We start from the raw sequence: 12,980 nt of genomic DNA, 5'->3' as shown, positions 1-12,980 counted from the left end.
CAATAAATATTTTTTAAATGGATAGAGAATGGATACTTGTAGTTAGATTAAGGCAAGGAAAGTATGTGCTTTGAATTATGTGATCAAAATGCTTAATAATGAAATCATGCTCTTTAGTATTTGCAGCTTTGAGTGTAGTGGAGCTAGTAATTTAAAGTGATAATCATGCTAAATAAAAAACATCGAACTAATGGTCTTAGTTCGATGCTTAAGTTTTTATTTTATCGTGATTTATTTATTGTGATTGTGCTTCGACTTTTTTTCTTTTTTCAATAACTTTGCCAAAGAGTAAACCTAACTCAAATAGCATCCACATTGGAATAGCCAACATGATCATCGAAATTGCATCTGGTGGAGTCATAAACATGGCAACAAAAAAACATCCAACAATGATAAATCGACGTTTTTCAGCCAATGTTTTTGTCGTAACAAAACCAGCCAGGATTAGTAATAAGGTAATAATCGGAATTTCGAAAGTCACACCAAAGACTAAAAATAGTTTTAAACAAAAAGTCAGATAACTATTGATATCGGTCATAGGTGCGACAGTATCAGGGGATACGCTAATGAAAAAATGTAAAATTGAAGGGAGTGCTATGTAGTATGCAAAAGCAATACCTGCATAAAACAGGGTAATACTGCCAACAAGTAAGGGAAATGCCAGATTTTTTTCCTTTTCATATAGCGCAGGTTTTACATATGCCCAGAGCTGATAAATGATAAAAGGCATTGCCAGCATTAATGCAATAAAAAAATTCAATTTGAATGGAGCCATAAATGTTGCTGTTACATCTGTGGCAATCATGGATGAATTTACAGGTAGCTGTGCTCTTAATGGTTCAGATAGAGTCGAGTAGGTCTTATTTGCAAAGGGTAATAAGCAAAAGAATATTGCAATCAGCACGCCTACAATTTTCATCAAGTGTTTGCGAAGTACCATCAGGTGTGAGGTAATTGGCATAGACTCCAGTTGACCTCTTGGGTCAATTGTTTCATCTGCCGGATTTTGCACTTGAGGTGTAAGAGAAGTAGTCATACAGCAACCTTTAATTCAGGAAGAATTTGCAATGTTTCTGTTTCCTGTACAGCTTTGTGATCTATAAATGCTGCGTTTTTAATCCAAAACTCAGGTATATAAATATAAGAAACCGTTTTTTCAATATAAAAATAAATGGGGGGATGAGTTTTATTTTCCGAAGTTGCTGTTTCTTGCTCTTGTTCTACAGCCTGTTTAGATTGTTGTTGTAACTCTTGCATCTGAGCCTGCATTTTTTGTTCAAGCTCTTGAATACGCTGCATTTCATTTTGCATTTGCTCGCGTAATTCTGAAAGGCGAAGTTCACGGTCAATGTCATTTTGAATACTGGTAATGGCACGTTTAAATTTTGTATACCATTTTGCGGCAAAACGGGCAGCTTCAGGTAATTTGTCTGGACCTAAAACCAAAAGCGCAATAATGCCAAAGACGAGTAATTCAGAAAATCCAACATCAAGCATGATCCACCCCTCAGTTTAGTTCTTTACTGTAGAGTTCACATCAGCGTTTGTTTGATGTTCAATTGTACGAGGTTCTTTGATTGCTGCTGTTGTGGTTTCTTCTTCTTCACGAATGGATTTTTTAAAATCCTTAACAGCACCGCCGACATCTTTACCCAGGTTTTTAAGTTTAGATGTACCGAATAATAAAATCACGACAATAGCGAAAATCACCACATGCCAAATAGATAAACCAGCCATAATTTGACTCCTATTTTGAATAGGACTATATCAACAGGTCTGCATGACAAATTAGTGACATCTATATTGCAATTTAAAGACAATGCTTCAAAGTATTTTAAGAGATCTGAGATAATTACGTGATAGCATGAACAGCTTGATCACAAACTAGGATATTTATCGTGGCATTGCTATTACCACTTGCAGGCTTTATTTGTGGCTTAGTTTTGGCAATGTTTTCATTTTCAAGCGATTTAAAATCGCTACTTTCAACAATGCTTGCTCGATTATTTATTCCTGTTGTAATTATTTACAATATGGTTTTCTATAAAGCAGGTAGTCTTGGGCTGATGCTTTTCAGCTTTTTTTCAGCTTTTTTATTATTTTTTATATTTCTATTTATTTCAAAAGACCGATTACAAGCACTATGTTTTAGTTATACCAATATGGTTTGGTTAGGGTTTCCGATTGGATTAGCACTTTTTGGTCCAAATGTCAGTGCACCAATGATTGCATTGTATGTTGGCGGTTCTATTTTTGGTAATACATGGGCGGTCACTTCCGTAAGCTCTGAACCACAGCCTTTTTTAAGTATCGTCAAGAAAGTTTTAAAATCTCCACCAGTGATTGCATTGTTCATTGCTTTAATCTTTAGGTTTTTTGATGTCCAGCATTTACAAAAACATGAAATTGTAGACCTTGTTTATACAGGTTCTAAATGGGGGATGAGTTTTGCAGGTATGTGTGTATTAGGAATGTGGTTAAGGATCACTCGAGTACATACAAATGATCTTATCTATAGCTCAAAAGTTGCCATTTTAAAATTACTCTGTGGTGTAGTGATTTGTGCTTTAACCTATCGTTTCATTCCGATCCCGCATATTGAAGAATATATCGGGGTGATGTTCTTATTTTTTTGTTTGCCTCCTGCTGCCAATATTGTGGCATTGGAAACGCACTATCATGGTACAGGAGAGTCAGCCCGATATATTGCATCAGGAACGATGGTTAGCTGTGTGGTCTGTATTTTGTATGGGATTGTTTTACATTTTATATGATTTGCTTGAAAAGCTTACAGTTATTAACCTTTCAAGCAAAATAGAATTAATTTTCTAAGCTTACTTTAAACAAGTGCATAGCTTGTCCACGATGACTGATTTTATTCTTTTCTTCTTTTGTCATTTCTGCACTTGATATCCCTAAATCAGGTAACCAGAATAAAGGATCGTAACCAAAACCATTTTCACCACGAGGAGCTTCCAGAATTTCGCCTTTCCAGATGCCCTGAAAAATCTGGGGGAGGGGATCTTCTGCATGCTGCACGAGAGCAAGTACACAAACGAACATTCCTTCTATTACTTGTCCTGCTTGACGATAAGGTTTTAGATCATTCAATAGTTTTTCATTGTTTGCAGCATCATTGCCATGATGACCAGCATATCGTGCTGAATAAATACCAGGTGCGCCATCTAAAACTGGCACACAAATTCCGGAGTCATCTGCAATTGCAGGTTTACCAGAAGCTTTAGAAGCATGACGGGCTTTGATAATTGCATTTTCAACAAAACTTAAACCATCTTCAATCGCATCTTCAATATTAAGTTGCCCTTGGGGAATCACGTCAACTGGTAGATTTAGATCACTAAACATTTTTGAAAATTCAGCAATTTTGCCTTTATTGTTACTTGCAAGTACAAGACTTCCTTGGGAGAGCCATTCTTTAGATGACATATTAAAAACTCTGATTTTAAAATAGGAAATATTCTAACTGATTTCATTGAAATTGCTAAATTGGGGGAGATGGTTCAGTTGATTGGCTCAACATCATAAACAAACCTATTCAATGACTTGTATATATTCATCATTATTTAATGGTGTCAATTTAAGTTTTTGCTTAAATTCTTGAAAAATCTTATGGGTGATTTCCTGAAAGGGTTCATTTGCATAGTGTGGAAGAGGATAGAAATTGATCATATCTAGTCCGCTATAGTCGTCGAGTTGAGTTGCTTTATTTTTATCGTCCATATCTGCAATATATTTTATATCGGGAGCTAAAATAATGCTGCCCGCTGAGCTACCAATATATGGTTTTCCTCGCTGGATTTGCTCGATAATAAATTGATCTGCACCTGATTTTCTAAGCTCCTGAAGTAAATAAAATGTATTTCCTCCCGAAACAAAGATGTAATCATTTTGCTTCAGTTTTTCTTGTATAACTTGTGAAGGAAGTGCTGATATATCTAATTCATCAATAACCAAACCAAGACTTTTCAATGCTTCCCGATCTTCATCTACATAAAATCTGATTTCTTCAACTAGGCTAGCTGTCGGAATAAAGCTAATAGTTTTCCCTTGCAGGTTGTCATTAATAAACTTGGGAAAGTGATGTTTTACTTCTGCAAAAGATGAGGTTAAAAATATTTTTTTCATTGATCAGATTCCCAAATGGCTTTTATTAGAATATTAGAAGTAAAATAGTTTTGGCTATTTTTGTAAAAAAGAATTCTAGTCTTAAAAAAAAGCACCCGTAGGTGCTTTATATAAACTCACTAAAAGTATTATTGAGCTTGAATCCATTTATCTGCACGATCACGCGCAGTACGGATTTGATCTGGTGTTAAGTTTGCTGCCAAAGCAGTTTTTTTCGCTTCTGACATATTCATGACTTTATTGTCTAACATGCCATCACGGGTTGAAAGTTCATACCATTGGTATGCACCCATGTAGTTTTTCTTTTGCTCTTCCATTACAGCTAGGTTAAAGCTGGCGCGGTTATCACCACGACTTGCTGCTTTTTCAAAGTATTGACGTGCTAAAGTTTCATTTTTTGAGACACCAACACCATCAGCGTACATACGACCCACATTGAGCTGGGCAGAAGTAATACCTTGATCTGCAGCTGCTTTATACCAGGCGAAAGCTTGTTTAGGATCTTTTGCAACATCCTTACCATACTGGTAATGCATACCAAGGTAAAATTGTGCAGCTGGCTGACCTGCTTTGGCAGCACGTTGTAAATCATTTACACCCATATGTGCATATTGTGCTGCCATTGCAGAAGTGGACTGCTTCTGTGGAATATAGTCTGCATGGGTTTGAAAACTCAATAGCCCCAAAAATAAAGTACTGCCTAATAATATTTTTTTCATAGAGCGCTCACTCGATAAATTGCAACTTCGCCGAACAAGTTCGGGATAGACTTACTGAGTAAGCTCCCTTGTTGATTCCCATTTACAGCGAGTCTATTAATAATCCGAATATGATTCTCAGCACATAATGCTTCAAAATCACGAAATGTGCATAAGTGGATGTTTGGCGTATTGTACCACATATACGGTAAAGCATCTGAAACTGGCATCATTCCCTTCAAAGCAAGGAAAGATCGTGTCTTCCAATGCGCAAAGTTAGGAAAAGTGATAATTGCCTGTTTCCCCACACGCACCATATCGCGTAGAAGCACATCTGGCGCATCAACAGCCTGCAAAGCTTGTGCCATAACGACATAATCAAAAGATTGGTCCGCAAAGCGTCCCAAACCCAAGTTTAAGTCCTGTTGGATAATATTTAACCCTCTACTGATGGCAATTGCAATCTTTTCTTGGTCTATTTCGAGACCATATGCACGAATATTGTGTTTTTTGCTCATATGAGCAAGCAATTCTCCATCACCACAACCTAAATCAAGAACACGTGAATCAGGCTGAATCCACTTTTCTGCAAGTTGATGATCAATACGCATTAGTTTGCCTCCTTAGGTGTCTTTGCCAAGTGTTCAGAACCACCTAAAAAAGCACGTAGGGATTTTACATAGAGTGGGATCGGGAACAAGAATGAGTCATGCCCTTGTTCTGCATCAATATCCAGATAACTGACAGGTTTTTGATTGCTAATCAGTGAGTCAACGATTTCTTGGGATCTCTCTGGGCTAAACCGCCAGTCGGTGGTAAATGAAATCACCAGGAAACGACATTTTGTATTTGACATGGCTTTTTTAAGAGACAGATCATATTCACGTGATGGATCAAAATAATCCAAAGCTTTGGTCATGATCAGGTAAGTATTGGCGTCAAAGTTACGGCTGAATTGTTCACCTTGATAACGTAAATAGCTTTCAACCTGAAATTCAACATCGAAACCATACATAAATTTGCCGGATTTTAAATCGCGGCCAAATTTTTGTTTCATGGCTTCTTCGGAAAGATAGGTAATATGACCCACCATACGTGCCAAAATGAGACCACGTTTCGGGTAGCTGTCATTTTCCAGATAACGACCATGATGAAAATCAGGATCAGATAAGATAGATTGGCGAGCTACTTCATTGAACGCGATATTCTGAGCTGAAAGTTTAGGGGCACTGGCAATGATGACACAGTTTTTCAAGCGATCCGGATAGTCTACAGACCATTGTAAAGCCTGCATGCCACCTAAAGAACCGCCGATTACTGCGTACCAGACATCAATTCCCAAACGGTCAGAAAGCATTGCCTGGGTTTTAACCCAGTCACGGACTGTAACCAACGGAAAATCTGGTCCATATGGACGATTTTCATTTTCAGGGTTTGGCGATGTTGGACCGGTAGACCCATTACACCCACCAATATTGTTTAATGCAACCACAAAAAACTTTGAAGTATCAATAGCTTTACCAGGTCCAATGCAAGCATCCCACCAGCCAGCTTTTTTGTCATCTTTATGATGATATCCAGCAGCATGATGATGACCAGAAAGGGCATGACAGATCAGAATGGCATTAGATTTATCAGCATTTAGCGTACCGTAAGTTTCTACCATAAGTTCGAAACGAGGCAGTATACGATCACATTCAAGCGCTAATGGTTCTTCAAATTGGAACTTTTGCGGGGTGACTAAACCCACTGAGTCAGCTGGAAAAGACACAGAAATAATTCGCCTTAAATCTTGAGATGAAATAAATAAAAGGATACCTGATTAAGGGTATCCTTTTAAAAGTTTTTTTACAATTAAAAAGCTATATCTATATAACGATACGTTTAATAGTGCAGATTAGATAGCAGCTGCAATGACTTGATCTGTACTAAGGACACCTTGTTCAATTAAACGATTGGTACTTGCAATAATGGCTTCGATTGATGAGGTAACAATGTTGTCATGTACCCCTGCACCAAATGCAGATCTTCCTGTGCCCTTAACTTGAAGCTCAATCAATGCTAATGCTTTGGCATTGGCACCAGAACCAATACTACGTTCCTCATAGTTCAATACATCAATTGGTAATTGAAGTGAATTTAAGATCGCAGAGATTGGACCATTACCTTCACCACGCAAGTGTTGGGTTTCACCATCAACTTCTATATCAAGTTCAATGATCTGGTTGCCATTCTCATCATGTAACTTGTAGTTTTTCGCAGAATAATGAGCATCTTTTGCGACAACATAAGTATCTTTGAATAACTTCCAGATTTCAGAAGCTGTAACTTCAGTACATTCTTCATCTGTGACTTGTTGAACAATTTGAGAAAACTCAATTTGTAAACGACGAGGTAATACGACGTTGTAGTTTGATTCTAATAAATATGCAATACCGCCTTTACCAGATTGACTATTGACTCGAATCACAGCATCGTAATCACGTCCCAAATCTTTAGGGTCGATTGGTAAGTAAGGCATATCCCAGATTTCTTCGTCTTTTTGGAACTCAAAACCTTTCTTGATTGCATCCTGGTGAGAACCAGAGAATGCTGTAAAGACCAGATCTCCTGCATATGGATGACGTGGGTGAACAGGTAAGCCTGTACATTCTTCAACAGTCGCAATGATCTCGTTAATATTTGAGAAATCCAACTCTGGTGCAACGCCTTGGCTATACATATTTAATGCAATAGCAGCAACGTCAACGTTACCTGTACGTTCACCATTACCGAAAACACAACCTTCAACGCGGTCGGCACCTGCCATAATCGCCAATTCGGACGCAGCGATACCGCAACCACGGTCATTATGACAATGGACTGAAATCAATACCCCATCACGACGTTCAATGTTTTTATGCATCCATTCGATTTGATCTGCATAGACATTTGGTGTCGATACTTCAACTGTCGCAGGCAAATTCAAGATGACTTTATTGTCTGGAGATGCTTCCCAGATTTCCGTTACTGCATCGCACACATCTTTTGCAACTTCCAATTCAGTCGCTGAAAAACATTCTGGACTGTACTGGAAAATAAATTCAGTTTCGGGCTGTTTCGCTGCATATTCTTTCACTTTGGTAGCAGCATTAATCGCCAACTGTTTTGCACCCTCAACATCGACATTTAATACTTTTTTACGGAATGTCGGTGAGTTTGAATTGTAAATATGCACAATAGCGCGTTTTGCATCTTGTAAGGCTTCGAAAGTACGAGCGATCAAATGATCACGTGCCTGAACTAAAACCTCAATATAAACATCATCAGGAATATGACCTTCTTCGATCAATTTACGAGTGAAATCAAAGTCAATTTGAGATGCAGAAGGGAAACCAATCTCGATGTGTTTAAAACCAATTTTCACAAGCATCTGGAACATTTTGAATTTCTGTTCGATGTTCATTGGCTCAAAGATCGCCTGGTTACCGTCACGCAGGTCGGTACTCATCCAAATAGGTGCCTTATTGATTTCTTTATTTGGCCATTCGCGATTTGGTAAGTCGACACGTTGGTACATGCGACGGTATTTTTTGCTTGGATCTGCCAACATCATGTGAAAACTCCTGCGTAGTAGGGGTTGCTCAAGTCTTGGATAAAGGCAACATACTACAAATATAGATTGTGTCTATCTTTTTAAACTTCAAGCTATTGGGGGGTTAACCTTACACTTGATGTCTGTTCAAGATTACAACACTACATAAAATTCAATTCGTTTATCTTGTAATCTCATTGGATTATCATAAATCAATAAAATAGAAAATATTTTCCTAAATCTGCAGTTTTTTTTTGAAGAAAGAAAAAATTTACCTCTAAAAGTACGATTCTTGAAAAATATATTCTAAATTGATTTCTTTTGTGCTGGCTGTTCCCATCAGTGCCATCGTTATTTCAAATTCTTCCTTTAAAATTCTGATGACATGGGCGACACCTAAAGCACCTGCTACGGTCAGACCATGAATATAAGGGCGACCGATAAGTACAGCATTTGCACCCATTGCCAAAGCTTTAAATACGTCAGTACCCCGTCGGATACCTCCATCAAGTAATAATGGAAAGTCTCTTGGAACATGCTGTCGAATTTTTGCCAAAGCCTGTATAGGAGAAATGCTTGTATCTAAAACTCTACCACCATGATTAGAAATAATCAGCCCCTTTATACCTATTGCTAATGCTATTTCGGCATCTTTAGGGTGTAAGACACCTTTTAGCAAGACTGGTAAATGTGTTTGTTCAACTAGCCATTCGATGTCTTTCCATGTTGGTGCGATTTTCATTAGACCATTAAATACAGGATGATCACCTTCTTTTAATTCTGGTAATGGAATATGTGCAGGCGTATGAGGGTGTTGCATTCCTTCAGGTAGTTGAAAAAAAACCTGATTTTCACGATCACGAATGCCTTTGTGTGGCGAATCAACCGTGATGACAATCGCTTTATAGTGGTGTGCTTCTGCTTCTCTGAGCAGTTGTAAAGATTTTTCTCGTTCGCCTTGCCAATAGAGTTGGAACCACTTGTAAGGATTTTCTTTGTTGAGCTCCTGTAGTGATGTATTGGTAAATGTACTGAGGAGAATATTACTTTGTAATACCTCCGCTGCAAGACTGGTTGCTTTTTCTGCCTGTGGATGAAAAAGTTGCTGATGCCCAATAGGTGCAAGAAAAATTGGATGTGGAAAGGTTTGTCCTAAAAAATGGCATTCAGTATTGCCTTGGGTCAGATCATTTAGATGCCTTGGAATGAGCTTTATCTTTTCAAAGGAGTTCAGGTTTTCTCGAATACTGGATTCACTCATTGCACCACCTTGCAGATAATGCCATGTTACTTCAGGCAAAAAATGCATGGCTTCTTTTTCATAATCTGCCAAAGTTTGTAAGTGTGGAGGAATATTATTTAGAGCAGGTCGCAGAGTGTTGGACATCTATTTTTCTCAAAAAGGGTTTAGAGCTCAGCCCATTTACGCATCAGGTTATGATACATACTGGTGAGTTTTACAACTTCAGCGTGTTGATCACCAAGTTGTATACGTAAATTCTGGATAGATTGGTCTAAGTTAAACAGCATATAACGATCAGCGTCATCCCGAATCATGCTCTGTAACCAGAAAAAGGAAGCAATTCGGCAACCGCTGGTCACTGGTGTAACTTCGTGTACGCTGGTTGATGGATATAAGATCATGTCACCAGCAGGGAGTTTGACTTCGTGATAACCGTAAGTATCTTCAACAACTAATTCACCACCTTCATATTCTTCTGGTTCGCTTAAAAACACTGTACAGGAAAGGTCGGTACGAATACGTTCACGTGTTCCCCGAATGAGACGTATAGAATTATCAACATGAAAACCGAAGGTTTCATTATTTTCGTAACGATTGAAAAAAGGAGGGAGGATGTTTAAAGGAAGCGCGGCAGATAAAAATAAAGGATGCTGACCTAAAGATTCTAATATGATATTGCCTAAATATTCAGTAAATGGATGGTTTTCTGGAAGTTGCTGATTATTTTTTACCGAAGCAGATAAAGAGCCTGTTGTGACTTTACCGTTTACCCATTCAACTTTTTGCATTTCTTGACGAAAGTGCTGAACCTGTTCTTTGCTGAGAATATGTGGAATATGGTGGATCACGGCAAATACCTTTCATTAAAAGTTTTATATATAAAAATAGCCCCATGAAGAGGCTATTTTATATTAAATTCCATAGTATCTATATGGAATTTATCAATTAGAATTTAAAGTTAACTGCTAACACTGCATTACGACCATCAGCTTCAGTTGCATAGTGAGATGCATAGGCTTTAGTGAAATAACGTTTATCAGAGATGTTATTGACATTAAGTTGTAAGTTTACATTTTTAGTCACGTCATAACGCGCCATCGCATCGTAGCGTACATATGATGGAACATATTTTGTATTTGCTAGATCGCCATATACTTTGTCTGCATAGAATGCACCAGCACCAATAGTTAACTTAGGTAACACTTTATATGTTGACCATAAAGTTGCACTGTTTTTAGGTACATTTGGCATTCGATTACCATTGTAGATAGTGTTGTCTGTACATGTCGCAGTTGCACCAGTGCCACGGCATGATTTACCATTTTTAGTTGACTCACTGTCCAGATAAGTATAGCCAGCAGATATTGCCCATTTATCTGTAATATTACCGTTTGCAGAAAGCTCAAAACCATCAACCTTGCTTTCACCGCCATTGGTATAAGTGTTTGAATCAAGTTGAATACGCGTGTTTTGTTTTTCTGTACGGAAAACAGCAGCAGTTACATTTAGGCGATTGTCCAGTAAATCCCATTTCGTACCGAGTTCATAGGTACGTGCTTTTTCTGGGTCAAGATCTTTTAAGTTCGTAGTTGAGTTAAGTGCAGTCTCCGAACCATCACCTGCATCGATCCCTACAGGGTTAGCAGACGTTGCAAAGCTTGCATAGATTGAACCATTTTGTGCTGGTTTAAAGGTCAAACCTGCTTGATATGAGAAAAAGTCTGTATTGTTCTCAACTTTTTCACCAGTCGCATTGGTTTTGAGCTCTGTATCAAACTTGTCCCAACGTACACCAAGGTCTAATAACCATTGAGGGTTAAATTCAATACTGTCTAATAAATAAAGCGATGTTGCTTCAGCCGTTGTCGTTGTAACTTTCTTATTGGCTGCGATGCTTCCTAACCAAGGGTCTGATGAGTTTGGATTAAAGGCATCTGTACACCAGTAGTTTGAGGTAATCGATGTTAGTCCCGAGCAACCTTTATTTCCACCAATATTACCAGGTAATGTTGATGATGGTTTTTGACCTAGATCAGTAAGTAAGTAGTTACCTTTATCAGACTCTTGATAGCTATATTCTGCACCGATATTGAAACTATGCTTGATTGCACCAGTATTGAATTTACCACGCAAGCTGAGTTGATCGCTATAACCGTCTGTATCTGTAATACGGGCATTAGCACGACGAACCACTTGACCGTTCGCAATATTCAATTTTGAATCGTCTGGCTGTGTCCAGATATAATCATTTTTCGATTTACTGTATGTTGCAACATTACTCAAAGTCAGATTTTCATTAAAATCATGCTCTAATTTGAAGGTTCCAATATGGTTTTCTTGTTTTTGGAAATCACGATCTTTCCAGCCATAATAAATACCTTGCTTGGCAGTTAACGGTTTACCTGTCGCGGTATTGGTTTTGCCATCCCAATAAGGAACACCTGAGTCAGGGGTATCATCAGTTTTTAAATAATAGTAGCTTAATGTTGCACGAGTAGGGGTATCTAAACCAAATGTAATACTTGGTGCGATACCAAAACGCTTGTATTCGGCTCCATCTGCTTGACCAGCTTTTTCATTGGTATGTCCCATGATTGCTACACGTGCAGCAATACCATTACCAAAATCTTTATTACCGTCTAAAGTAACACGTGCATATTGGTCTGTACCCCCTTGTACAGAACCTTCAAGTGAGTCACCTTTTTTCGCAGTTTTGGTAATCATGTTGACGCTACCACCAACAGAACCTCCACCGCCTAATGATGACGATGAACCTTTAATTACCTCAACCTGTTCGATTGCAAACATTTCGCGGTTTTGGGAGGTCGAGTTGCGAACACCATCAACATACATTGAACTTTCTGAACTATAGCCACGGATGAATGGTCGGTCACCGTTTGGGTTTCCACCTTCACCTGCACCTAATGTAATCCCCGGAACAGTACGTAATGCATCACTTAATGTTGTAACATTTGTATCTTCAATGAGTTGCTTTGATATTACTGATACAGATTTTGGTGTGTCGAGTAATGGAGCAACAAATTTATTATTTGCTGATTTGTCAACTTTCAAACTTTGTTGTTCAGCACTTGCCTGTGCATGGATTGTAGGGAGCTGAGCAGCTTCATCCTGAGCTGCAATAGCAGTTGTTGCCATTACAGATAATGAAGACGCAATTGCTGAAGATACAATCTTTTTACGCGTTTTAATGAAAGCCATATTGTAACTCAAAAAAAGTGACTGTGAATTTTGTATGCGAATAATAATGATTCTTGTTTTTCATTTCATTAGTTTACAATTGTTATTCACAATGGAACAA

The 12,980-nt window shown here is 38.1% G+C and carries 13 protein-coding genes; 1 reads left to right on the top strand and 12 read right to left on the bottom strand.

Going from position 1 to position 12,980, the window contains the following annotated elements; translation table 11 throughout:
• Positions 1–235 precede the first annotated feature (235 nt).
• The 3 genes from tatC to KPC_RS11720 all read right to left on the bottom strand — a co-directional run bounded on the left by tatC (position 236) and on the right by KPC_RS11720 (position 1,737).
• Positions 236–961, bottom strand: coding sequence for a twin-arginine translocase subunit TatC (gene tatC / locus KPC_RS11730; RefSeq protein ID WP_407641989.1), 726 nt, complete (start codon positions 959–961; stop codon positions 236–238).
• Between the two features lie 71 nt (positions 962–1,032).
• A complete protein-coding gene (tatB, locus tag KPC_RS11725; protein ID WP_121974562.1) occupies positions 1,033–1,497 on the bottom strand; it encodes a Sec-independent protein translocase protein TatB in 465 nt (154 codons plus the stop codon).
• Positions 1,498–1,512: 15 nt separating this feature from the next.
• The gene (locus KPC_RS11720; RefSeq protein ID WP_121974561.1) at positions 1,513–1,737 is read right to left on the bottom strand and encodes a Sec-independent protein translocase subunit TatA; all 225 of its coding nucleotides are present in this window, start codon (positions 1,735–1,737) and stop codon (positions 1,513–1,515) included.
• A gap of 161 nt (positions 1,738–1,898) precedes the next feature.
• Between KPC_RS11720 and KPC_RS11715 the strand changes: the two genes are divergently transcribed.
• Positions 1,899–2,774 carry an AEC family transporter gene (locus tag KPC_RS11715; RefSeq protein ID WP_121974560.1) on the top strand — a complete coding sequence of 292 codons (876 nt, stop codon included), beginning with the start codon at positions 1,899–1,901 and terminating at the stop codon, positions 2,772–2,774.
• 46 nt (positions 2,775–2,820) lie between these two features.
• On the opposite strand, the gene rdgB is transcribed toward KPC_RS11715, so the two are convergent.
• From rdgB to KPC_RS11670, 9 genes are all read right to left on the bottom strand, one after another.
• Entirely contained in the window at positions 2,821–3,447 is a 627-nt protein-coding gene (gene rdgB, locus KPC_RS11710) for an RdgB/HAM1 family non-canonical purine NTP pyrophosphatase (protein WP_121974559.1), read from the bottom strand.
• 105 nt (positions 3,448–3,552) lie between these two features.
• Complete coding sequence (locus tag KPC_RS11705; protein WP_121974558.1) at positions 3,553–4,146, bottom strand: Type 1 glutamine amidotransferase-like domain-containing protein; 594 nt, start codon at positions 4,144–4,146, stop codon at positions 3,553–3,555.
• A gap of 128 nt (positions 4,147–4,274) precedes the next feature.
• A complete protein-coding gene (locus KPC_RS11700) occupies positions 4,275–4,865 on the bottom strand; it encodes a tetratricopeptide repeat protein (protein ID WP_121974557.1) in 591 nt (196 codons plus the stop codon).
• Positions 4,862–5,455 (bottom strand): methionine biosynthesis protein MetW, encoded by a 594-nt coding sequence (gene metW / locus KPC_RS11695; RefSeq protein WP_121974556.1) that lies wholly within the window; start codon positions 5,453–5,455, stop codon positions 4,862–4,864. The genes KPC_RS11700 and metW overlap by 4 nt, the downstream gene beginning before the upstream one ends.
• Entirely contained in the window at positions 5,455–6,615 is a 1,161-nt protein-coding gene (gene metX / locus KPC_RS11690) for a homoserine O-succinyltransferase MetX (RefSeq protein WP_121974555.1), read from the bottom strand. Before metX ends, metW begins: the two co-directional genes overlap by 1 nt.
• A gap of 126 nt (positions 6,616–6,741) precedes the next feature.
• Positions 6,742–8,439: a 2-isopropylmalate synthase gene (gene leuA / locus KPC_RS11685; protein ID WP_121974554.1), complete on the bottom strand. Its 1,698-nt coding sequence runs from the start codon at positions 8,437–8,439 to the stop codon at positions 6,742–6,744.
• Positions 8,440–8,695: 256 nt separating this feature from the next.
• Positions 8,696–9,805, bottom strand: a complete 1,110-nt coding sequence (locus KPC_RS11680) for an alpha-hydroxy acid oxidase (RefSeq protein ID WP_121974553.1) — start codon at positions 9,803–9,805, stop codon at positions 8,696–8,698.
• A gap of 20 nt (positions 9,806–9,825) precedes the next feature.
• Positions 9,826–10,509, bottom strand: a complete 684-nt coding sequence (locus KPC_RS11675; protein ID WP_121974552.1) for a Fe2+-dependent dioxygenase — start codon at positions 10,507–10,509, stop codon at positions 9,826–9,828.
• Between the two features lie 97 nt (positions 10,510–10,606).
• Complete coding sequence (locus KPC_RS11670; protein WP_121974551.1) at positions 10,607–12,880, bottom strand: TonB-dependent receptor; 2,274 nt, start codon at positions 12,878–12,880, stop codon at positions 10,607–10,609.
• Positions 12,881–12,980: the final 100 nt, after the last annotated feature.

Origin of the sequence: Acinetobacter stercoris (assembly GCF_900323515.1) — a bacterium.
In the GTDB taxonomy this organism is placed as follows: domain Bacteria; phylum Pseudomonadota; class Gammaproteobacteria; order Pseudomonadales; family Moraxellaceae; genus Acinetobacter; species Acinetobacter stercoris.
This window is presented reverse-complemented; position numbering and strand designations above follow the sequence as displayed.

Excerpts from the sequence above, each read along its gene's own strand:
- tatC (WP_407641989.1), bottom strand. The coding sequence starts at position 961 with ATGCCAATTACCTCACACCTGATGGTACTTCGCAAACACTTGATGAAA.
- tatB (WP_121974562.1), bottom strand. The coding sequence starts at position 1,497 with ATGCTTGATGTTGGATTTTCTGAATTACTCGTCTTTGGCATTATTGCG.
- KPC_RS11720 (WP_121974561.1), bottom strand. The coding sequence starts at position 1,737 with ATGGCTGGTTTATCTATTTGGCATGTGGTGATTTTCGCTATTGTCGTG.
- rdgB (WP_121974559.1), bottom strand. The coding sequence starts at position 3,447 with ATGTCATCTAAAGAATGGCTCTCCCAAGGAAGTCTTGTACTTGCAAGT.
- KPC_RS11705 (WP_121974558.1), bottom strand. The coding sequence starts at position 4,146 with ATGAAAAAAATATTTTTAACCTCATCTTTTGCAGAAGTAAAACATCAC.
- KPC_RS11700 (WP_121974557.1), bottom strand. The coding sequence starts at position 4,865 with ATGAAAAAAATATTATTAGGCAGTACTTTATTTTTGGGGCTATTGAGT.
- metW (WP_121974556.1), bottom strand. The coding sequence starts at position 5,455 with ATGCGTATTGATCATCAACTTGCAGAAAAGTGGATTCAGCCTGATTCA.
- leuA (WP_121974554.1), bottom strand. The coding sequence starts at position 8,439 with ATGATGTTGGCAGATCCAAGCAAAAAATACCGTCGCATGTACCAACGT.
- KPC_RS11680 (WP_121974553.1), bottom strand. The coding sequence starts at position 9,805 with ATGTCCAACACTCTGCGACCTGCTCTAAATAATATTCCTCCACACTTA.
- KPC_RS11670 (WP_121974551.1), bottom strand. The coding sequence starts at position 12,880 with ATGGCTTTCATTAAAACGCGTAAAAAGATTGTATCTTCAGCAATTGCG.